Origin of the sequence: Pedobacter metabolipauper, assembly GCF_004362715.1 — a bacterium.
Taxonomy (GTDB): domain Bacteria; phylum Bacteroidota; class Bacteroidia; order Sphingobacteriales; family Sphingobacteriaceae; genus Pedobacter; species Pedobacter metabolipauper.
Window position 1 is genome coordinate 764,681 of sequence record NZ_SNYC01000003.1, and the last position, 23,729, is coordinate 788,409.

18 protein-coding genes are annotated in these 23,729 nt (G+C 39.4%); all 18 read left to right on the forward strand.

Going from position 1 to position 23,729, the window contains the following annotated elements; genetic code table 11:
* The first annotated feature begins 4 nt into the window (after positions 1-4).
* Complete coding sequence (locus ATK78_RS03300) at positions 5-3,523, forward strand: DUF6443 domain-containing protein (protein ID WP_133574625.1); 3,519 nt, start codon at positions 5-7, stop codon at positions 3,521-3,523.
* A gap of 2 nt (positions 3,524-3,525) precedes the next feature.
* Positions 3,526-4,233, forward strand: a complete 708-nt coding sequence (locus ATK78_RS03305) for a hypothetical protein (RefSeq protein ID WP_133574626.1) — start codon at positions 3,526-3,528, stop codon at positions 4,231-4,233.
* Between the two features lie 154 nt (positions 4,234-4,387).
* Positions 4,388-5,341 (forward strand): fibronectin type III domain-containing protein, encoded by a 954-nt coding sequence (locus ATK78_RS03310; RefSeq protein ID WP_133574627.1) that lies wholly within the window; start codon positions 4,388-4,390, stop codon positions 5,339-5,341.
* Positions 5,342-5,343: 2 nt separating this feature from the next.
* Positions 5,344-5,844: a hypothetical protein gene (locus ATK78_RS03315; RefSeq protein ID WP_133574628.1), complete on the forward strand. Its 501-nt coding sequence runs from the start codon at positions 5,344-5,346 to the stop codon at positions 5,842-5,844.
* Positions 5,841-6,419 carry a toxin-antitoxin system YwqK family antitoxin gene (locus tag ATK78_RS03320; RefSeq protein ID WP_133574629.1) on the forward strand — a complete coding sequence of 193 codons (579 nt, stop codon included), beginning with the start codon at positions 5,841-5,843 and terminating at the stop codon, positions 6,417-6,419. The genes ATK78_RS03315 and ATK78_RS03320 overlap by 4 nt, the downstream gene beginning before the upstream one ends.
* Before the next feature lie 4 nt (positions 6,420-6,423).
* Positions 6,424-7,659 (forward strand): hypothetical protein, encoded by a 1,236-nt coding sequence (locus ATK78_RS03325; protein ID WP_133574630.1) that lies wholly within the window; start codon positions 6,424-6,426, stop codon positions 7,657-7,659.
* Complete coding sequence (locus tag ATK78_RS03330; protein ID WP_133574631.1) at positions 7,647-8,012, forward strand: type II secretion system protein; 366 nt, start codon at positions 7,647-7,649, stop codon at positions 8,010-8,012. The genes ATK78_RS03325 and ATK78_RS03330 overlap by 13 nt, the downstream gene beginning before the upstream one ends.
* Positions 7,999-8,475, forward strand: coding sequence for a hypothetical protein (locus tag ATK78_RS03335; protein WP_133574632.1), 477 nt, complete (start codon positions 7,999-8,001; stop codon positions 8,473-8,475). The genes ATK78_RS03330 and ATK78_RS03335 overlap by 14 nt, the downstream gene beginning before the upstream one ends.
* Before the next feature lie 2 nt (positions 8,476-8,477).
* Positions 8,478-9,614 (forward strand): type II secretion system F family protein, encoded by a 1,137-nt coding sequence (locus tag ATK78_RS03340; RefSeq protein ID WP_133574633.1) that lies wholly within the window; start codon positions 8,478-8,480, stop codon positions 9,612-9,614.
* Positions 9,615-9,686: 72 nt separating this feature from the next.
* Entirely contained in the window at positions 9,687-10,106 is a 420-nt protein-coding gene (locus ATK78_RS03345) for a type IV pilin protein (RefSeq protein WP_133574634.1), read from the forward strand.
* A gap of 56 nt (positions 10,107-10,162) precedes the next feature.
* Positions 10,163-10,615, forward strand: a complete 453-nt coding sequence (locus ATK78_RS03350) for a hypothetical protein (RefSeq protein WP_208112289.1) — start codon at positions 10,163-10,165, stop codon at positions 10,613-10,615.
* The gene (locus ATK78_RS03355) at positions 10,590-12,020 is read left to right on the forward strand and encodes a GspE/PulE family protein (RefSeq protein WP_133574636.1); all 1,431 of its coding nucleotides are present in this window, start codon (positions 10,590-10,592) and stop codon (positions 12,018-12,020) included. Before ATK78_RS03350 ends, ATK78_RS03355 begins: the two co-directional genes overlap by 26 nt.
* Positions 12,020-13,978, forward strand: a complete 1,959-nt coding sequence (locus ATK78_RS03360; RefSeq protein ID WP_133574637.1) for a type II secretion system protein GspD — start codon at positions 12,020-12,022, stop codon at positions 13,976-13,978. The genes ATK78_RS03355 and ATK78_RS03360 overlap by 1 nt, the downstream gene beginning before the upstream one ends.
* Position 13,979: 1 nt before the next feature.
* Entirely contained in the window at positions 13,980-15,197 is a 1,218-nt protein-coding gene (locus ATK78_RS03365; RefSeq protein WP_133574638.1) for a PilN domain-containing protein, read from the forward strand.
* Positions 15,198-15,199: 2 nt separating this feature from the next.
* Positions 15,200-15,733, forward strand: coding sequence for a hypothetical protein (locus ATK78_RS03370; RefSeq protein ID WP_133574639.1), 534 nt, complete (start codon positions 15,200-15,202; stop codon positions 15,731-15,733).
* 326 nt (positions 15,734-16,059) lie between these two features.
* Positions 16,060-19,575, forward strand: a complete 3,516-nt coding sequence (locus ATK78_RS03375) for a hypothetical protein (RefSeq protein WP_133574640.1) — start codon at positions 16,060-16,062, stop codon at positions 19,573-19,575.
* 10 nt (positions 19,576-19,585) lie between these two features.
* Positions 19,586-23,017, forward strand: a complete 3,432-nt coding sequence (locus ATK78_RS03380) for an RHS repeat domain-containing protein (protein WP_166664809.1) — start codon at positions 19,586-19,588, stop codon at positions 23,015-23,017.
* The gene (locus ATK78_RS03385; RefSeq protein WP_133574642.1) at positions 23,014-23,457 is read left to right on the forward strand and encodes a hypothetical protein; all 444 of its coding nucleotides are present in this window, start codon (positions 23,014-23,016) and stop codon (positions 23,455-23,457) included. Before ATK78_RS03380 ends, ATK78_RS03385 begins: the two co-directional genes overlap by 4 nt.
* The last annotated feature ends 272 nt before the right edge of the window (positions 23,458-23,729 follow it).

Consider the following 23,729-nt stretch of genomic DNA (forward strand, 5'->3'; position numbering starts at 1 on the left):
GGTGATGAAAAATGAATTATTAATACGTAAAATTGTATTGAAAACAATTATAACCGGGTCTTTACTGCTTGGTTCAATTCAAGGATATTCTCAAAATATCAGTTTGTCTGCCTATACTGGACAAACTGAAATTAAGGCACCCGGAAGCATAACACTACTACCAGGTTTTCACATTCCTGCAGGAAATAACGTACATATTTTTATTGGCCCAGGGTGCGAGCTAATTCCCGTTAGTTTTAGCAGCAATCAGAATTATGTATTGACCAATGTATATAAAGTTCCGGGGGTAAACAGTTTAAATCTAAGTACTCCCCGTGCAACTTGTGAAGTTAACCAGGTAGTTAGCTACTTTGATGGTTTGGGTCGCCCGACACAAACGGTAAATGTACAGGCAAGTCCGGGTTTTAAGGATCTGGTTCAGCCATTTGCATATGATGCATTTGGAAGAGAGGCTATCAAGTATCTGCCTTATGCAGATCAAAACAGTAACAATGGAAGTTACAAGACAAATGCAATTGGTAACCAGGCAACTTTCTTTGCTGCACCTACAGCCGGCGTAGTACAAACTTCGTATGCTTTTAGCCAAACAGTATTTGAGGCATCTCCTTTAAACCGGGTATTGGAACAAGGAGCACCGGGTACATCCTGGCAGCTTTCTGCAGGACATACTCTGAAAATCGTTTATGGTACCAACAATACCTTAACGGGTTATGCAACTACGGGTTTTGCCGTCCGCCTTTATTCTGCTGTTCCTGTTACTACAGTTGGCGAAGAATATAAAAGGACACTTTCTGGCACTGGTCATTATGCAGCCAATCAACTGACGCTTAATATCAGTAAAGATGAAAACTGGGTAACTGGGGATGTTAAGGCAGGCACTATCGAGCAATATACCGATAAAGAAGGGAGGGTAGTCCTTAAAAGACTTTTTAATAAGACACCTACAAATACGATAGAAGTGCTTTCTACCTATTATGTTTACGATGATCTGGGGAACCTGAGCTTTGTGCTCCCTCCGGGTGCCAATCCCGATGCTTTGACAGTTCCGGTTCAAACTGCATTGGATAATTTTTGTTATCAATACCGGTACGATGGCAGGGGCAGGGTGATTGAAAAACGAATTCCTGGCAAAGATTGGGAGTTAATGGTATATAATAAACTGGATCAAGTGGTTATGATCCAGGATCCTTTACAGCGCGCAAAAAGTCCTCAGGAATGGAATTTCTCCAAATACGATGCTTTGGGACGTGTGATTTTAAGCGGACGCTATATAGATGATTTACATAGTAACCAGGCAAATACCAATTACAGGACACAGTTTCAAAGTATTGCAGAAAGTGTGGGTCAATCAGAAGATAAAGATTATAGCAATGCGGTAACCGGTTCAAGCAACAATGCAATTCCGCAGGGAAGTATTGGCGACTATTATGCCATCAATTATTACGACGATTACAACATCCTTAACCTTCCTTATAACCAGTCTGCAAATTACAGTACCAAAACCAAGGGACTGCTCACAGCTACTAAAGTAAAAGTAATTGGAACTGCTGCAGATTACCTTTGGACGGTTAATTATTACGATGAAGAAGGCAGGATTGCTAAGGTTTACCAGCAGCACTATATTTCTGGAGCGGTTAATATCGCCAACTATGACGAGATTACCAATACCTACAATTTTGCCGGGGAGCTGACTGCCAGTACTAGGGAGCACAGAAATGGATCTGCCGTTACTTCAATAGCGAACAGGTACGAATATGATCATACGGGACGAAAGAAAATTACGTTTGAACGCATCAATAACCAGGCTGAAGTCATATTGAACAAACTGGATTATAATGAAATTGGACAGTTATTGAAAAAAGGTTTGCATAGTACCGATAATGGTACTAACTTCATACAAAACAGTACTTATGCATACAATGAACGTGGCTGGATGAGTAAGATCAATGACCCTCTAAATATTACTGCCAATAGTGTTTTTGCTATGGAACTCAGCTATGCCAATAAAGCAGACGCTTATAACGGAAATATAGGGTCAATCAGCTGGCAGACCAAAGTTCCGGCAGGATTGGGGCTTACTCAACAGCTTCAAAGTTTCGTTTATGATTACGATAAGCTTAACCGCTTAAAAAAAGCAGGATATACAACCTCTGGAACAGTTGATAAATTTAATGAGGAACTGGCTTATGACGTGATGGGCAACATCAGTTCGTTAAAACGTAAGAATGTAGTTTCCAGTACCGTTTATTTAAATAATTTCAGTTATAATTATGAATTCGTTACAGGTATAAAAGGAAACCAACTAAAGACGGTTACAGATGCGGGTACTGCTGCTCAAACCAGTTCCTACACCTATGATGTAAATGGAAACCAGAAAACAGACAGCAGAAAGGGGATCAGTATTGCTTACAATTACTTGAATCTCCCGCAAACTGTGAGTAAAGCCAGTACCAATGAATCGATAAATTATGTTTATGATGGGTCCGGGAGAAAACTTAAGAAAGTATCTGGTGGCAATACCCGTGACTACATCGGTGGCATAGAATATAATAATGGAGTAATAGAGTTTATTCAAACTGAGGATGGCAGGGCAGTTCCGGGTACTACTTACAGTTATGAATATATGCTGAAAGATCATTTGGGAAATATAAGGGCCACAGTAAAACAGAATGGGGATATTATCCAGGTTCAGGATTACTATGCTTTTGGGATGGAGATGAATGCGAATAATACAGTTACTCCAAGTCCCAATAATCAGTATAAGTATAATGGGAAAGAGAAACAGGCAGAACTTGGTTTGGACCAGTTAGATTACGGGGCTAGGTTCTATGACCCGGCGATTGGCAGGTGGAATGTGATTGATCCGTTGGCGGAGAAGATGAGAAGGCATAGTCCTTATAATTATGCGTTTAGTAATCCTATTAGATTTATAGATCCAGATGGAATGATGCCACTTGATAAACCTACTAAAAAAGAGCTTAAGCAACTAGCTGGAACAACTGCAGGTGGAATAATTGGCGGAGCTCTAGCTGCTGGAGGTACAGTAGCATTGGCCGGAACGAGCACAGTTGTTGGTGCACCAGCAGGATGGATTGTAGGTGGAGGAATTGTAGTTGGTGGTTTAATAGGTGGGAGTGCTGTATATTTGTGGGATACTCTTCATAGTGAATCAAGTGATGCTGGAGAGTCTCCAACTAAAAATGAAAAATTACGAGGAACAGCAGAAATTGGTCAAGAAGCACATCGTCAAATCCAGAAGGAGTTGAAAGAAGCAAATCCAGATACGGAAGTTGAAGTTACAATTCAATTAGAGGATAGAAAAGTTCGTAAAGATGTAGTTCTTCCAGATGGGACTGTTGGTATCATTAAACCAGATACTGAATCAGGAAAGAAATCAGCAGAAAAACGAGATCTGTTAATGAAGAAGAATAATTACAAAACTGAAGTTTTCTTATATGATCCTACAAGTGCAAAATGGCAACCTAATTCTCCAAGCTATATAGGTCCTAAAACAAAAAAATAGTTATGAAATTAAGTAAAGCAAAGTTAATAAAAGAGACAAAAGATGAATTGAATAAACTTGGTTATCAGGAAATGAAAGATAAGTTTATTGGCGCAGACGGCTTATTTGCTAAATTATTGGAAAATGATCTGTTTTTAACATTGGGATTTACAATATCTAATCTTTACGAAGCTAGGTTTACTGCATCTTTTTATCTTTCAAAAACAACAATCTGGGCAGCTTTATGGGGTGATATTCCTAGGGATTGTTACAAAAGAATTGGACATTTCTTGACGAGAGATGAACGGAAGATGCTTTTAAAGAATGAAGACGGGAATACAAGTGATGTTTGGTGGAATTATAACGATGACTCTATTGAAAGTTTCATTACTGCAATTAAAATTACAGAACAGAGATTCTTGAGTCAACCAGGTATATTAGATAAAATTGAAAGCAGTTCAATCGTATATAAACTTCAGTCCTTATCAAAGGAAGTAATTAGAAAATATTTAAATATACAATCAGAAAACCTAGTTTATGATTTCACTTCAAGAAAGAAAGTTGATATTGATGTTGAATGGTTTGAATTAGCTGAAGAAGTATTAATCGAAAGGAATGAGATAGTAAATCCATATACAATTAATAGATTAGCTGCTGATGCCTGGAGACAAAATTATCTCAGAAATTTACAGTCTACTAATACCATTCACTTAGAAAATGGACCAAAGTAAATGTATTTTAAATTGTCAAAACTGGAATAATTGAATATAGCTCGTAACATTACTGATTAACGGTTAAAATATAAAGGGAAGAATAATTCTTCCCTTTATATTTTAACCGTTAATTTGTTTAAATTAGCCCATATTTATTTGCTATATGCGCTCTATGATAAACCTCAAAAATACAATCCCAACAGCTGCAGCACTTTTCTTATTCTCCCTGCTTGGCTGTAGTGAATTTATTGAACCTAATATTGAAAAAAGAGAGGTCGTGTTACTTGCTCCGGCAAACGCGTCTGAAAGCAACCAATACAGCCAGACATTCTGGTGGGAAGAGGTTGAAGATGCCTTACAATACCGCCTGCAAGTAGTTGCACCAAATTTCGTGAACACATCACGCTTAATCCTGGATACCGTAATTAAGACCAACAAATTCAACTATACCCTAGATCCAGGAAATTATGAATGGCGTATCCGCGCAGAGAATGGAAGCAGTCAGTCGCCATACAAAACAGCTTCTTTTGTCATTCAGCCAAGTACCATTGAAGAACAGCAGATCCAATTGCAATCTCCAGCCAATAGATTGGTGACCAATCAATCCAGCACGGTATTTTCCTGGCTTAAGCTATTTGGTGCCGATAAATACCGCATCCAAATTGATACGGCAAACTTTGAAGATGGCAATGTGCTGTTTTTAGACAAAACCACGCCCAACCTGGAATATACCGTGGCATTTACCAAAGATAAAGTATATCGCTGGCGGGTTAAAGCGGAGAATGCAACAATGGAGTCCAAATGGTCGGTGATCCAAACCATTACTTTCGACAAAACGCCTCCGGGAGAGGTTTTTCCTGCTTCGCCAACCGATCAACAGTCTGTCGCCAGAAATCCCACCCTAAGCTGGGAAGCAACTGCTGATGCTAAAAAATACCAGCTTTATATTTTTAAAAGTGATGGCACGTCAATTTATAGTCCTACTTTTCCGGTAACAGTAACCGGGTTAAGCTATGTATTTACAGAAGGTAAAAGCGGCGAAAGTGTAACCTGGCAGGTAAGAGCCATTGACGAAGCTGGAAATGCAGGAACATTTAGCAAAATAAGAGGTTTTTCAATTCAATAGTCATGGAGCCGGTTAAGAATAAAAAGCTTACCTATCTATTGATTTGTGCCGTGGCAGCGGTTTGGGGAATTGTGCTGTATCGTATATTTTTCAATGAGCCGGAAGAGGATTATACCATAAAAAACAATACAGCCAAAATTGAGCGCGAGCCTTATGATCAATTCCTTGTTAATAATGACACGTTTAAACTGGCAGTGAACTATAGAGATCCATTTTTGGATAAAAATTATGCAGCACCTGAACCAGTGGTCAAGGCAGCTACTCCATCGGCCAGCAACTTTAACCCACCGCCAATGCCGGGAATGGTGGATTGGAGCAGCATCAAATATTCGGGTTACATCGTTAACCCAACCACAAAGAAACTGGTTTCTATTGTCATTGTAAACGGCAGAGAGCATATGATTGAAGAGGGTGGAACCTTTGACGGTCTTAAGCTGTTAAAAAATAAGAAAGATTCAATATTGGTAAGCTGGCAGGGTCAGCAGAAATACATTAAACAATGATCAAATTCAATTTACGCTTCTATATCGTTTTAATCGCGAACATACTGGTGTGCAGTACCGTTTTTGGGCAATTTGCAACCAAAGATCTATTGACCCATAAGGTAATGATTACCCATCCGGACCATACTGAAGTTACTTTTATTGAGCCGGTAAAAAAACAGAAAATATACGATGATAAATACTATTACTGGTATTCATCCAATCAGATCAACATGACCCAGGGTGGCTATAGTGGTTCTCTATTGAATGGAGATTACAAAGATTTTCACCAGAACAAAAACTTAAAAGTATCTGGTAAATTTAAAGCCGGATTAAAAAATGACATTTGGAACTTATGGAATGAACAGGGAATACTACTTGATAGCTATTCCTGGCGCAAAGGGAAAAAGAGCGGCAACTACTCCAAATACGATTCTACAGGAAGAACCATTGAAACCGGCAAATACTGCAACAACCTGCTTCAGGGTAAACAAACGATAGTGGAGGGCGACAGTATCAGGGTGATCTATTATAAAAAGGGAAAGGTAAAAGAACATAAATCATTCCTGCCTAAATTTATCAGGGACATCTTCTAACCCTATGGTTAAAGCAGCTGCGCTATACATTGTTATCGTCATTTCGTTACTCATTGCAGTGATCTCCGCATCTTTGCTCACCGTCGCTTTTTATTACCGGCTGGAGGTTCAGAAAAAAGCCCGAATGGACAAGCTGCTGGAAAATGTACAGTCAGGTACTGCTATCATGCTCTCGGAAGGCTTTACAAAGTATGATGAAGAACTTATCCTTGATCTGTATGGTGATGAGAAAGACAGTGTAATCCTCAGCAAAACCAAATGGGGCGTTTTTGACCAGTTTGCATTAAAAACGTTTGAATTGAAAGATACGATTAAACGGTCTTTCTTCAGCGGCACTATTTTTACAGATCAAAATGCAATTTATCTGGCCGATGAAGACCGCCCCATATCAGTAAGCGGTAAAACAACAATTACCGGAAACGGACAATTGCCCAAAGCCGGATTGAAACAGGCTTATGTAGACGGAACGCCTTACCTGGGCAAAGAAATGATCTATGGAACAATCTCCGACAGCGGGAGGGATCTGCCGCCATTGGATGAGACTGCCATTAAAAAAATACGTCTGTACCTGGATTCTTCCGGTGGACTGGATTTTAACATCAAAGATTCCGTTTCGAACTCCTTTCAAAACAAAGAACTGATCTATCACCTTGCTGATCTTCAGAAAATAGGAGCCGTTAAAGTGAGCGGAAAGATCATCCTGATCTCTGATACCACCATCAACATCAATGCGGATACCAGGCTGGAAGACGTTCAGGTGTATGCACCTGCCATAGTTGTAGAATCTGGTTTTAAAGGTTCCTGCCAGCTGTTTGCAACAGACTCCATCGCCATTGGCAAGGATTGTGTGTTTGAATACCCGTCCTTTGCCGGCGTTTTTAAACCGGAAGATGGTAAAATGCAGTCTAAAGTGAGTCTGGGTGAAGGAAGTAAATTCTCCGGGATCTTACTGAGCTATGAAAATAAACGGAGCGACCTGCAAACGATGGTTTCCTTAGGAAAAAACTGCCTGGTTAACGGGGAGATATATGCTACGGGTTACATCAAACTTGAACGCGACATCACCATTCAGGGTAAGGTATCTGCCAAGCGTTTTATGCTGCAAACCCCGCAAACGCTTTATGAAAATTATCTGATCGATCTGGTGCTCAACAGGAAAATATTGAGCAAATATTACCTTAGTTCTACGATCTTTAAGAGAGAAAAACAAGAACAAAAAATCTTAAAATGGCTTCATTAAAAACCAGTCAGGTACGGGCGTCTACCTTAATTGAGGTAATTGTGGCCATGGTGATCATTATGGTGGTCTTTGTAATTGGCATTGGCATTTATACCGATGTGATCCGGTATGCACCTTCTATACAACAACAACAAGGTAAAGCTTTAGCATCTGCGATCATTCTGGAAAGTATTGATCAGAACAACTGGTCTGATGCGACAACGAATGCCGAACAGATCGTATTGCAGAAGCGGGTTGTTCCTTATGAAAATTTCCCGGGGCTGCTGCTGATTACCGTTACTGCATCTGCAGAAGGCAAGGAAATAGTTAAAGAGAAGAGGATTGTTAAACGTACCGGGGATGCAGCTGAATAAAAAGATCCCCGCCTTTACCATTATGGAGGTAACCATCTCTATGCTCATTGCCGGGATCTGTATTGGTATTACATTTACTGCATACCAGATTATTAGCGGTACCTACCGTAACTTTGATAAAAAACAGGAGAAGATCGCGCTTTTCACTACCGTTGATAAACTCCTGAAGCAGGATTTCGTAAATGCCCGCAACATTCTAAAAGCCGATGATGGCCTGGCATTTCAAATGGAACAGGGAACGATCAGCTATAGCTTCAACAAGGATTATGTCGTCCGCGATCAGTTCGCCTTACATGCAGACACCTTTAAACTTCAAATCAATGCCCCTGTCTTTTTGTTTGAAGGGCAATCACCTGATAACGGAACATCCGTTGACCAGTTTAATTTTACTACCTTAGTCGACGGGATCTTAATACCACTGCAATACCATAAAAGTTATAGCGCACAGGATTTATTCAACTGATTATGCCTTCAATAGACGTTTCCCGCTACCAGAAAAAAAAGCAGCCCGTAAAAGGCAACCCGAAAGATCTGCTTGCTTTTTTAAATACCGACATTAGCTTTGGCAGCAAGCAGGTGCCAGACAAAAAGAAAGAGAGTTTATACGTGGAACTGAGTACGTTATTGCTTTCTGGTATTGATCTAAGGACCTCTCTGGAGCTGATCCTCGTAGATCAGGATAACGAAAAAGATAAAGTGCTGTTTGAAGGGATCCGCCAGCGGATCCTATCCGGACTCTCGTTGTCTGAATCTTTAAAGGTAACCGACCGCTTTAGTGATTATGAATTTTACAGCATCCGGATTGGTGAAGAAACCGGTAAGCTGGGAGAGGTATTGACTGATCTTGCCAAATATTATAAGAGTAAGATCCAGCAACGTAGAAAAATAGTGAGTGCCGTAACGTATCCGGCCATTGTTTTGATCTCTTCCTTAGGTGCGGTATTCTTTATGATCAAATTTGTTGTTCCGATGTTTGCCGATGTCTTTCTGCGTTTTGGCGGTAAGCTGCCCTGGATTACCGGAATGATCATTAGCTTCTCGGGTTGGTTTGACCGCTACTTTCTTTTTCTGATCTTATTTGTTGCTGCATTGATCGCGATCTATGCCTTTCAGCGAAAGTCTGAGTGGTTTAGAAAGGCATCCGCTCAGCTGATCTTAAAGATACCTGTTGTGGGCGACCTGGTTAAAAAGATCTACCTGGCCAGGTTTGCCAATACCATGCGGCTGCTGGTAAGTACAGATACACCCTTGCTGAGGTCTATTGCATTGGTTCGGCAAATGATCAATTATTATCCGGTAGAGACTTCCCTGTTAAAGGTAGAGCAGGATATTCTGCATGGTGAATCCTTACATAAAAGTCTTTCAGCCTTTCCATTCTATCCGGCTAAAATGATCCAGCTCATTAAAGTGGGTGAGGAGGTGAACCGCATGGACTATTTCTTTGAAAAGATTGCTTCTCAATATACAGAAGAGGTAGAGTACCGGACCAATACCATCAGCAGTTTAATGGAGCCTCTGATCATTATATTTTTGGGTTTGGTGGTTGGGGTGATACTCATTGCGATGTATTTACCCATGTTCCAAATGAGCAATAGCTTTTAACGTTAAAATAATTGATAATAGTTAAAAGGTTATGTATAGAATGTCTTATTTTAGAGGATTAAATTGATAGAGATGAACGCTCAGTTATTAAAGAGAAAAGTCAGCGCATATACCCTTACTGAAATATTGGTTGTACTGGTTATTATTGGGATCCTGGTTTTACTGGCTTTACCAAATTTATTACCATTGATTACCAAGGCAAAGAGCACAGAAGCTAAAGTACAGCTTGAGTATCTTTCCAAGCTTGAGAAGAGCTATTTTTATGAAAAATCCAAATACAGTTCAGATCTGGCCGAGGTTGGCTTTATCCAGGAGAAACTGACATCCGATGGTAAAGATGGGAAAGCCAATTATAAGATTGAAATTATAACAGCTACCAATACCGCATTTTTAGGGCGGGCGACTGCCATTGCCGACTTTGATGGCGACGGTACTTTTAATGTTTGGGAAATTGATCAGGACAGGAATCTGAAAGAAGTGGTGGCGGACTAATGATCATTTTACAAGTCACGGCTTTAGCAGGGCTGTTATTTATTTTTTATCAGGATATGATTTACCGGGCAGTATACTGGGTCTGTTTTCCTTTATTAGCTGTTGTATTTGTTATTCTAAAGTATAGGCTTACCGATACACAGCAAACTGTTTCAGATGCTGCGTATTGTATAAGTTTCTTACTGGTGCAGCTGTTCATATTGTGGATCTATTTTTTAATTAAACATAAAAAGCCTGTTAATATCGCCAATGGCTACCTGGGATGGGGAGATATACTCTTTTTACTTACTGCTGCCTTTTACTTATCTCCTGTTAACTATGTGATCTATTATATTTTAAGTTTAATCCTGGTTTTAACTTATGTGGTGCTCAAAACATCGCTAAGTAAAAAGACGGACAAACACATTCCGCTTGCCGGCCTGCAAGCCGCAATTTTAGCCTTGTTCCTGATCATCGATTACATTTCACCTAAACTGACCCTCTATGCCGACAACTGGATTTACTTTTGATCCTGCATTTATCCACGCCATCAGCAAGGAGCAGGCCTGGCATTACCGGGTTTTGCCAAAGCAGCTCAGTACATCGGCTCTTGTTTTGCTATGTGATGAAGGTATTGATGTGCTTCAGTTAGGTGATGAACTGGAAATTGTACTCGGTAAAAGCGTTACTTTAGAAACCCAGTCTGCTGCGTTGATCAGCATGCTGCTGAATAAGCATTATTTGAAAGACAATGGCCAGCATCAGTTTCAAAATATGGTTTCGGCAATTGAAGGTGAAGGATTTTTGAATGACCTGATCCGGGAAGCCCGCAGTTTAAAGAGCAGTGACATTCACATTGAGATCTATGAGGAACGCTGCCGCGTAAGGATCCGTATTGATGGCATGATGGTAGAACGTTATATACTTAAGCGTACTGAATACCCGGCACTGATCAATAAGATCAAGATCATGGCGAACCTGGATATCGCCGAAAAGCGGCTTCCGCAGGATGGCCGGATCAACTTTAAAAATGGGGAGGAACAGTTTGACATCCGGGTATCGGTTTTGCCTACCCTTCATGGGGAAAAGGTGGTATTGCGTTTGCTGAATAACAATGCAGCAAACATTGATTTAAACCATGTTGGTTTTTCAGATTTCGACCTGGCGAATTACCTGCAGGGTGTTAAACGGCCAAATGGAATTATCCTGATCAGTGGACCAACCGGATCCGGGAAAACAACCACCCTGTATGCTACACTGAAATACCTGAATAAGGAAACCCGGAATATACTGACCATTGAAGATCCCATTGAGTATACACTACAGGGAATTAACCAGGTTCAGTTAAAGGAAAGCATAGGTTTAACCTTTGCTTCTGCATTACGGACGTTCTTAAGGCAGGATCCGGATGTTATTATGGTTGGAGAGATCCGTGATCCGGAAACGGCGAACATGGCGATCCGGGCAGCCTTAACCGGTCACCTGGTATTGTCTACCGTCCACACCAATTCTGCTTGGGGAACGGTATCCCGATTAATGGATATGGGCATCCCATCTTTCTTAGTTGCCAATACCCTGAATACTTCAGTTGCACAGCGGCTAATCCGCCTTTTATGTGAAAACTGTAAGGAAGAATCAGAATTTCAGGACAATTTATACCCTAAACAGTTTAAACCATTTGCCCCAATTCAAAAACATTACCTGGCTAAGGGCTGTGAAAAGTGCTATTATACGGGCTATAGCGGTCGTAAAGCCGTTTATGAAGTTATTCCCTTAGATCAGGAATTAACTGTTGAAATAAAGCAGGGCAATATGTATATTAACCCCTTGTTAGAAGCCCGCGGAATTAAAAGCTTAGCAGAAAATGCTTTCGCTCTTTTTGCCTCCGGTAATACCACAATAGACGAAATCTATCCACTGTTATTTATTAATTAATGAACGCTCTACCTGTCCATAAATGCGCGCTCGCATGCTTACTCTTTTTAAGCTTTATCTTTATACAGATCACACCTGTTTGCGCGCAAACACAAAATTCAACAGAGCGGATCCGGCTTGTAGAAGAACGTTTGAGAAACCTGGCCATTACTGTTCCCGGGTTGAACCAAAAAGTTCAGATCAGCTTATCCAATGCATCAGCCCAGGAGTTTTTAAGGGCACTTGCCCAGTCCAATAACCTGAACATTAATATTGATCCAAATCTGAGTTTTAAGGTCTTTAATAATTTTACGAATGAAACGGCACTGAATGTCCTGGTTTTTCTGGCCAGGGAATATGGGCTTGACATCAACCTGATCGGCTCGATCATGTCAGTAACGCGTGTACTGGAAAGCAGACCTGTCATTATACCCAAAGATATTAATGCAAGTTATAATGCACCAAACAATACCTTAAGTGTATCATTGAATGGAGATACACTAGGGCTGGTAGCTAAAAAGATCACCACCATATCCGGTAAAAATGTGATCGTTCCTTTCGCGTTGCTTAATAAAAAGGTAACGGCTTTTTTATCAGATGCGCCCTTTGAAACAGCATTAGAGAAACTGGCCTATGCCAATGATTTGAAACTGGTTAAGACCAATGACAATGTATTTGTTTTTGAAGCATTGGCGGATGGGGAAGAGCTGTACATCAACAGTGATAAAAATACGGCAATCCGCAGAAATCCAAAGCCCTTAAATGTGGCAGGCAATTCTGCTCCTGGCAATTTCAGGATCTCTAACCGGATTTTACAGGGACAGAAACTAATCAGTGTTGATGCGGTAGGTGTTCCTATTGCCGACCTGGTAAAAAATGCAGCACAGGAGATCAATGCGAGTTACTTTTTATATTCCGATATTAAGGGAAATATTACATCAAGGGTGAATGATATCCCTTTTGATAATTTGTTAACCTCAATATTTCAAGGTACAGAATATACGTACCGGATAGAAAATGGGGTTTATATGATCGGCGACCGTAAGATTGAAGGGTTGCGGGCACATAAACTCGTTCATTTGCAGAACAGGTCTATCGATACGATTCAAAATATGATCCCTGCCGATTGGAGAAGGGGCGTAGAGATCAAAGAATTCAGGGAGCAGAATACCATCTTGTTATCCGGTTCATCTCCGCAGATCAATGAAATTGCAGATTACATTAAAGAGCTGGATAAATTAGTACCCATGGTCTTGATTGAGGTTACACTGATTGATATTCGTAAGGGGCATGCGGTTAAGACCGGTATATCTGCTGGTGTATCCGACAGTGTTAAGACTGGCGGAACCTTGCTGCCCGGATTGGATTATACGTTTGGCGCAGGTTCTATCAATGATTTTCTTGGTAGGCTGGGCAAAAACAATTCCATTAATATTGGACGGGTTACGCCCAATTTCTATGTACGGTTAAGTGCTTTGGAGAATAACAGCAATGTAGAGATCCGGTCGGTTCCTAAATTGTCTACCTTAAACGGACACGTTGCTAATTTAAGCATTGGAAGCACGAGGTATTACAGTACGAGAACTCAAAATGTAATTCCTTCACTGACTACACAAACAGTGGTGACGGAACAGTTTACCGCTGTGGACGCGAACCTGGAGATAAACATTAAGCCGGTTGTTTCCGGTGATGACCAGGTTACGATGAATATTAAGGTAAATATCTCTGACTTTATTGGAGATCCGCCATTAAATGCACCGCCACCCACATCGACCAGTAAATTTGAATCTATTATAAGAGCGAAGAACGAGGATATGATCGTGTTGGGTGGATTGGAACGTACAGAAAGCAGTGAAAGCGGCTCCGGTGTACCATTATTATCCAGGATATTTTTCTTAAAATGGTTGTTTAGCAGCAGGAGCAAGGCCAACAATAAGGTGATTACTGTTGTTTTTATTAAGCCAACGATCATTTATTAGGATGTCTTCTTTATTCAGCATCGACTATGGTTTAAGCAATTGCTCAGGAGCCTCGGTACATCTGGATCCTGATGGAACGTGTACCATAAACCTGCTTAAACTATCTGTTGAGAAAAAGCTCATTCAGGTGGGTACAAAAAAGACCTATACGGGTTCTTTAGAAAAGCTGAAAATAGATTCCCTATCAGAACCTTTGTCCGTTAACATTACCGGTAAAGGTGTATTGATCAAGAAAACACCGAGGCTGGATTTGGTTTCCGAACAAAGTCTGCAGCAGCTTTTTCCGGCCATGAAATTGTCTGAATTTTATGTTCAGCATTTCCCTTCAGGCACACATTCTTTTGTTTCTGTTGTCCGAAAAGAGATTGCCGATGCAGTGATCGCATATTTCAAGAAACAAGGAGCAGAAGTATTGATCTTAAGTTTGGGGGCTTTTGTGGCAGATCAGGTGATTCCACAAATCAATTTTTATGATGATGTGCTCCGCTTTAATGGGCACCAGCTAACACTGGATGCCGAAAAGAACTGGCTCGATTACAGTTATGCTGCAGGAAACAAGTCTGACTTTCCATTAAAAGTTGATATAGAACCAATGCCGGAAGAATTCTTACTGGCCTATGCATCTGCGTTTCAACTGTTGCTGCATGACAAGATCGACCTGATTGAAGTTGAAGATGAGCAATTAAAATACAGGCTTAATGATCTTTCTGCAAAGCTGAAATTTAAAAAGCTAAGCATGTTCCTGTTGATATTCTTTTTTGCGGTATTGCTCATCAATTTCCTTCTTTTCAGCAGCTATAATTCGAGCAACCAGGAGATGGTCAGTAAATCGGGCAAGAAAACCTACCTGATTGAAAATCGCCAGAAGATGGAAGATGATGTAAAGAAGAAAGAAGCACTGGTTACCGGACTGGGTTGGAATAAGGGGTTTTATTATGCTTTTTTATGCGACCAGATTGGCAGCTCTATGCCTAAAGAACTGATCTTAACGGAATTTTTAATCAATACCTTATCTGTCGGGACAGATGGACTGTCTAAAGTGATCAAACCTGAAGCTGGCAAGATCCAGATCAAAGGACAAACCAATAGTGTATATGCGATCAACGATTGGATCTTTGCACTGAAACAAAAGGATTGGGTTAAGGATGTTCAGCTGGAAAGGTATACGGCAGATGATCAGAAACAGGCACAGGTGTTTACGTTAATCTTAAGCTATTAGACATGCTGAATAACTTTACCTACATTCAGAAAAATAAAATGCTGCTTCCGGTATTCGTGATCGGTTTGCTGCTGTGCTGGTTTTTAGCAGTTAATAAAACGGTTGATGCAATATCTTTAAATCACAAACTCAACAATGAACAGCAGGAGGAAAATGACCTTTCCTTTAATCCGGCTTATATCCAGCGTAAATCTGCTGCACTTGACCAAATCTTAAAAAGTTACCAGGTAGGAGATCAGTGGAATGATCAGCTTTGGATGCAATCGTCTGCCATTGCTGCGAAGCAGAATGTAGCCGTTGATTTTACATTGAATAAACCGCCAGCAGAAGTGGATACAACTAGTGTAGGCAGTAACCAGAGTTTATTTTTTTATGGCAATTACGTCCAGCTGGCAAAATTGATCGATACGCTGGAGCGAACTCCTGGAATTGGAAAGATCGCGGCGCTGCAGGTTAAATTGAAAAAGTCAGATCTCTCAGCGGGCGAAGTAGGAAAATGTGTGCTAAGATTAGATTTTAAAGGGTTAAAGAAATAGAAAGTAATAGTAGGTGATTTTTAAATTAATAGAAAAATAAAATAGTTAAAAATACTTTATAAATAACTTCAAATAAATAAAGATTATTTATACATTACAAGTGGTAAATCAAATATCTAAATATACTACTAATGCGATCAAAAACTCTCCAAGCCGCAATACTTCTAAGGCATTTTAGTACTCTCTTCTTTATTTTAACTATCCCATAAGCTTTTAAGAAGCAATTGTTCATTTCCCTAATTTTTCTTTTCCCATAAAGATTAATAATGCATTCTATAATCAATGCGACAACATTTCACTGCCCATATCTCTTCAATAAACCTCTTATGATGAAAATTCACAATTACATTTTAACATTATTATTGTGGCTGGTATTTCACTTGCCAGCTCAGGTAAATGCACAAGTCACATATAATAAGCGGGGCGGAAGTCCGATCGGTGTCGCTCCGCAGCCTGGAAATCTTTCAAATGGTGCAAGCCTGGACAACGTAGACTATTCTTCGGGCACTTTGAAAGTTGGAATACCTCTTTATGAGATAAAGGTAAACGACATTGTTGTTCCTATCAGTCTAAACTATAGTGCACTTGGTTTAAAAGCTGATCAGAAAGCAGGTTGTGTAGGGATGGGATGGGAGCTTAATGCAGGTGGAAAAATTACGACTATAGTAAATGGTCTACCAGATTACGACAGCAAAGGCCTGGCAATAAATAGCAGTTCCAATCCTATGCTGCAGTTATCAAACACATCCGGTTTCGATATTGCAAATAATACGGATCACCGGACTTTCGCGTTACAGTCGATCAACAATCAAACAGATGCGGCATGGGATGTTTACAGCTACAGTTTGCCCGGATCAAGCGGCAAGTTTATGGAGTCAGGAGGGAATTTACTTACATTTCCATATGACCCATTATTCAAAGGGGGCTTAAGTGAAATCTCACACGGAGATGGCTTAAAGTATTCATTTTCACCTGGTGATAGAAAGAAAACAAGTAAAAGGACTTTCTATACCAAGGACTATCAGCCAGAATATACGGTGAACTGGGCAGAGCCGGATTATGCTCCCTATTACAGCAGCAGGAATCTGGCAATGATTACTTCTGTAAAATATCGTGATACCGTTTCTTTCAATTATGATAGTTTTACCGTAGGCTCAAAGCCTTATCCAAAGATTACAACAACAGTTTCTGTTCCATTGGCCAGAGATGTCAATTTTGTAGGAAGTTCCTGGATAGCTGATCCATATTATGATATTAAAGAACCCAGTTATTCTCAAACTGAGGTTTCTTCAGAAGAATCTACCAGATTAAGAGAAATTAATTTCCCTGGTGGAAGAGTACTTTTTAATTATGAAGCCGATTATATGGGAGAGGATGTGCTTCATGATATAACTATTCAGCAGAAAAATGGAAGCACCTACACCTTACTCAAAAAATACACCTTTATTTATCAGATGACCTATGCCCATTATTTAACATCAATTGTCGCCAGTGATAATAGCAATAACGAGGTTTATCATTGGCAGTTTAATTACAATAGCTATATGCCGGTTAACCAGGCTATGGGGGCGGCTGAAACCAATGCACAAGACAGGTGGGGCTTTTATAATGGAAAAACCACAAATATGACGCTGGTAGAAAAACCATACGAAAATCTTTCTCTGCAGACTCGGTCTCACTATCCCATTTACAACCTGGGATATCACGGAGGTGAAGAAGCCGTAAATATGCCTTCAAAAAGCCGTGAAGCTGCATTAATTTTAGGAAGCACAGCCAGTTCAATACCTTTTGCTGACAGGGAGTTTGTTTTTACAGAAGCTTTAAAAGGTACATTAAAAAGCATTCAAACACCTACTGGTGCATTGGTCGAGTACGAATATGAACCACATAAATTTCAACACGAACGAAAATACCCATCTACTTCAAACAATATCCTTACCGGTGGAGGAATCAGGATAAAGTCGATTAGCCATAGAGATAAAACCTCAGAAAAACTACTCTTAAGAAAAGAATATAAGTATGGCTCGTATTTTGGAAATACCGCTATATATTCGCCTGTATCGCTCCTTGAAAATGGTTATGGCATGGTGTCATACCCGGCCAATGTGGCAACTACGAAAGCCATATACAGTACTTCAACCAATGCCGCAAGCCTTACGGTAGAGAATTTATCACTACTGTCTCATGCGACAAATGACATGAGCTACTCGGGAGGAAGTTATGCATTATATCCGGTTGTATCAGAATATCTAATCAGAGACTCAACTACTATTTTTCTTGCAAATAAATATAGCGGCAAGACCGTCTACTTTTCAAATACACCCGGACTGGATATTTTACAGGCCGGATATGGAAGTTTAGACAATATAAATATAGACCTACCGATTAATATTGGTGTGAGTAGAGATAACAAAAATGGGAAGGTCTATAAAAAACTCATCATGAAAAGTGATGATGTTAACTGGATACCTGTTGAGAGTCACCATTATGAGTATGCCAGATTTGTTGCACCTGTTCCCGCTATCCCCCAAAAATCATATTCTAGTTTTCCTTCGATAAGTGGGATTAAAGCTGCACATTATACGACTGCAAATTATTTTTTCTGTATAAGTGTTTATAGTTCAAGTACAAACCAGTATACTCTTGAATGCAATACGGTACCAGCTGACAATTCGAGCCCAATAGATCCGCTTTATTTCGCTAACATCGAATTTGAAAGACCTGATTCTTATTACCCAAACAAATATGCCGCTAACGTATTTGCTGCCCATGAATACTCGGATGTATACAAGGTTCTTGATGAAGATTTATTGACTTATGGTGTAAATGTGGAGTTACCGTCCTCTATAAAGAATTCATTTAAATACAATAGCTATTTGCAAACAAAACTAATAGAATCAAATTACAACAATGAAATTACCAGGAAAAGAATAAAGTACCCATTGGACTATGCATATAGTCCTTTAGGATTGGGCGTAACAACCTTAAAAGATTCCTATTTGGTAACGCAGCCCGTAGAGCAATTGTCGACTGCTTTAGCAGGGAATTCAGAGCATGTATTGGGAGGTGTAATCAACTCATACTATGACAAGTACTACGCTGATGAGCTGGTCAATGAAAAGGGTATTCTTCAATTAAATACAGGAGGGAAGCCATTGCCTTACGATACACTTAGCGGTGTTGACCTTAACCTTTATGAATCAAGAAAAAACTTTGAGCAGTATGATAATATTGGGAATTTGCAGCAATTTTCAGAAACAAATGGCTCAAAGAACTCAGTGATATGGGGGTATAACAACAAGTATCCAATTGCCCATGTTTCTAATGCTCAATTCTCAGATATCGCTTATAGTAGTTTTGAGAGTATGGATAAAGGGAACTGGAATTATTCAGGAGCAGTACAGAACATATTAGCACCAATTGGTAAATCATCTTATCAACTTTCAGGAGGACAACTTAGTAAGTCTGGATTAAATTCTGCGAAGACGTATGTCTTAAGTTACTGGTTAAAAGATGATGCTGCTGCGACAGTTGGCGGAGGAAGCGTAACTGCCGCTGTAATTAAGAGAAGTTTTATGGGTTGGAAATATATTGAACATCGGTTTTCAGGAACAACTATTGTAGGAATTTCCGGTTCAGGTTCTATTGATGATGTCCGTTTATATCCTGTAGAGGCGAGTATGTCTACTTACACTTATGAGCCATCTGTAGGGCTTACCAGTTCGACAGACGCAGGAGGAAAAACCAGTTATTACGAGTACGATACTTTTCAGAGAGTCAGACAAATTAAGGATCAGAATGGGAATATTTTAAAAAGGTTGGCATACAATTATGGATACTAAAATCAAGAATATGAAAACTATTTGCTATACTTTTTTATCATTGATATTGTTGTTTGTTGAGGTAAATGCCCAGACCGACATCAGACTGGTGAGCCACAGTGCACCAGTTGTAACATCGACAGGCAGTATTACACTTCAGGACGGATTTTCTGTTCCTTCAGGATCCTCATTTCATGCATACATTACGAATACCACAACAGAGATAACTCCCAGTCAGCACAAGCCTTATATTCTTTCTTTTGTATCAAGAAAGGCAGGTGTCTGGGGATCGTCAATTCCTAATCCAGGAGTTTACGATATGAATGCCAATATCCAGTATATGGATGCATTAGGAAGAATAGACCAGGAAATTGCAATTAAAGGAAGTGCTTCACTAACCGATGTAATCACACCTCATGTTTATAGCTTATCGGGTCGTGAAGAAACCACGTATTTACCTTACCCTGAATATTTGGGTTATTCTTCTGTTGTATATGCCCCTGGATCTTATCGTGGAGCAGCTGATAATAGTCAGGAGTATACTTATAGTAATCCTCCCAGTGGTATGAGTTCTTCTTATGCCTTCAGTTACTATCCTTTTGCCCGTTCCAGGTACGAGAATTCTCCATTAAACAGGGAGCGGGAGCGCGCATTTGACGGTGCAAGCTGGCAGTCTGGAGGCCAAACTATTAAAATTGATGATGATATTAAGAATGTAACAGATACGGTAAAATCTTTAAAAGTAAGTATCAGTCCGGTTACGGGTGTACGTTCAATTGTATATGGAGATAACGTTTGGATTGGTTTTGGGTTACTGGTTAAAATTGTAAAAGATGAAAACTGGATTTCGGAGATGGGTTTAGCTGGTACATCAAGGGAATATTCAAACCTTTATGGCCAGGTATTACTCAAACGAATGTACTATAAAGATGGAACGGCGATTAAAGCTGCTTCAACTTACTATGTATATGATGACTTTGGGAATCTATGTTATGTGATGCCTCCAAAATTTGAACCTACTTTATCAAGTGTAACTAATAGCACGCTTTTAAACGAACTTTGTTTCCAGTATAAATATGACAGTCGTCAACGGGTGATAGAGAAAAAGATTCCTGGAAAAGATTGGGAGTACGTAATCTACAACAAACTTGATCAGGCAGTAGCTACTCAGGATGCTAACCAAAGGATAACAAACAAATGGTTGTGTACTAAATATGATGCTCTTGGCCGTGTAATTATCACAGGAATAAAAACGATCTCAAAAACAAGGCTTGAATTCCAAGCCGAGGTTAATTCACAAAGTATTGAATGGGAGAACAGGGATTATAATTCGACAACCATTGGTTATAGTTCGGTAACCTATCCTTCAACACTTGATTCTTATTTAAGCATTGACTATTACGATGATTATAATCTTCCAGGAGGAAATCCCTATCCGGATGCACTTTCCAATGGTATCAGCAAAGGACTGCTTACAGGAAGTAAAGTAAATGTACTAGGAACTACGAATATGTTGTGGGCTGTACAATACTATGATAATGAAGGTAGAATTTCTAAAAGCTATAAGCAGCATTATAAAGGTGGGCTTGTTAATACTGGCAACTATGATGAAGTAACAAATACCTATGATTTTACGGGATCATTGTTAAGTTCAGATCGTCGTCATAAGGTAGCCGCAACAGAGGCACTCCGAATATTAATGGAGCATGAATACAATGAAAAGGGGCAATTGACAAAAACCTGGGAGACTTTAAATACCACAAAAGTATTATTATCCAAACTAGAGTATGATCAGTTGGGTAAAATGCAATGGAAAAAATTGCACTCAACGGATGGTGGATCTTCAACTTTCTTAAGCAAGACTAAATACTGGTTCTTAGACAGGGGCTGGTTGCGAAGCTTGGAATCCGCGTCTTTTACAACTGAACTCTATTATGACCACGTAGGAAATATTAGTCAAAACGAATATCATTCTGCTAGAGCCAACGGAAAATTCAATTACACTTATGACAATTTAAACAGGTTAACTAATGCAAACTATTTTAAGTTCCAAAATGGCGGGGCGGTAGATGATAGCAGGCTGGACGAGACTATTACTTATGATAAAAATGGAAATATTATTACCCTTAATCGTGGTGGCTCGGGCAATGGATTAATGAGTTACAATTACCAAAATAGTAGTCTCAGCAACAAATTATCGACTGTTACTAAAAACGGCAGTGCATTCAGAACTTATACATACGATTCAAATGGGAATTCACTTACAAATGGTGTAAGTAAAACAATCGATTATAATATATTAAATCTTCCCTCGGCGGTTAAAACTAGTGGCACAGGTGCAGTAATTTCGACTTACATCTACAGTGCTGCAGGCGAAAAATTACGCAACACAGGAAGCGATGGCACAAGAGATTATATAAATGGTATAGTTTACCGCAATAATATTCTGGATTTGATCCAAACCCCAGAGGGTAAAGCAATTCCAAATGGAAGTTCATTTCAGTTCATTTATGATCTAAAGGATCATTTGGGTAACACCAGGGTTTCTATTGACAAAGGACCAAGCAATGATACAGCACGGGTTGTTCAGGCAGATGAATATTATGCATTTGGACTACATGCACCAGCATTTGATGGTGCAAACAATAACAAGTATCTTTATAATGGAAAAGAGAAACAGATTGATTTGGAGAATCAATATGATTATGGTGCGAGGTTTTATGATCCGGTGATTGGAAGGTGGAATGTGGTTGATAAATTAGCTGATAATCCAAATCAGTTTAGCAAATCTCCTTATGCCTATACTTGGAATAACCCTATAAATTTGACGGATCCTGACGGTAATTGTCCAGATTGTCCAGATTTTGATGATCCTTTGGGAAATGGAATGTCTATTGTAGAGAATCAGGCTTACAGCATAAGAGATGCAACTTCTTCCGCAACCGTAACTATTCTTAGTTATTTGGGTAATTTCGCAACCAAAGGCGGCATACCCGTTATGAAGATGGAGTTTACTTACGGTGAAGCGGGCAGGAAACAAAGAATAGTACCTTTAGAAGGAAATAAAGATGCGGGGGTGCTGTTGGCAGCACTTGATATGACCAGATTAATACCTGCGGGAGGTGTCGAAGGCGGTCTATTAAGCAAGTCTAACTTACCCAAATCAGCAGCTATCGAAACTGTAAATAAAGTAGTACATGGAAATTCGAAAGAAAGCCTTCTTGAAACTACGCTTTACAGACTTGAAACCTATTTAGGTGAGTATCTTAAAATGGGAGTAACGTCAAAAGCTGTTCCTGAAAAAAGATATTCAAAAAAATTCATGGAAGGTAAACGAATGGTTCCAGTAGATAGAGGTGTAAGAATTAACATGTTATTAAAAGAAAGAAAAATTGTTGAAGTTGATCCGGGGCCACTAAATTTTGAGCCGTGGGCAGGATCTAAAAAATTAAAATTTAATTGATAGGATATTACTTAAATACAGGTGATGAACAAGGTTCAGAAATGTTTAGTCCATATGTCTGGGGCGACTCAGGGTTGGGGCAATTAATAAAAAGAAGAACATCAGGTAAGTCGTATGGTTCTGATTTGGATTTATTGCTAATAAAATTTTATATAGAGGGTAAATTTAGCAGTTACCTTCCACTCGAACCAAAACTTGGTAATTATACGAGTCGCAGTAAAGATATTGGGATAGATATAGCTGTGACCAAGGAATTATTTCATAGCCGAAATGAATTCGAGCGAAGAGAATTTGTCGTAGACAGCACATTAAATGCAGTCGAACTGATAAGAGATAAACTAAAGAAAAAAAAGCTGAATATCGACTTTGATGCCTTAATTAGTGACCTTAACGAGATTTCAGCAGATTATCTAAAAAAGAAAGAACCTTATGGTATTTAGAAGAATACCAAATTACTAAGAGGCTTAGTCAGCCCAGCTGAAAGAAGAAGGTTGTTACTTAAAAAAGCACTTAAAAGTAAGGGCGAAGAAGTATTTAACCATTTTCTAATGCTGCAGTTATAAATAATAAACCCAGCAATTTAAAGAAAAATCCATGGCATATCAGATGTGTGGCTATTATTTGAAAGATCAAGAAAATATAGACATTAATATCATTTCCTTAAATATAATTTGGATGTACAGTTTCATTTGCTAATATTTGTAGTAATCCC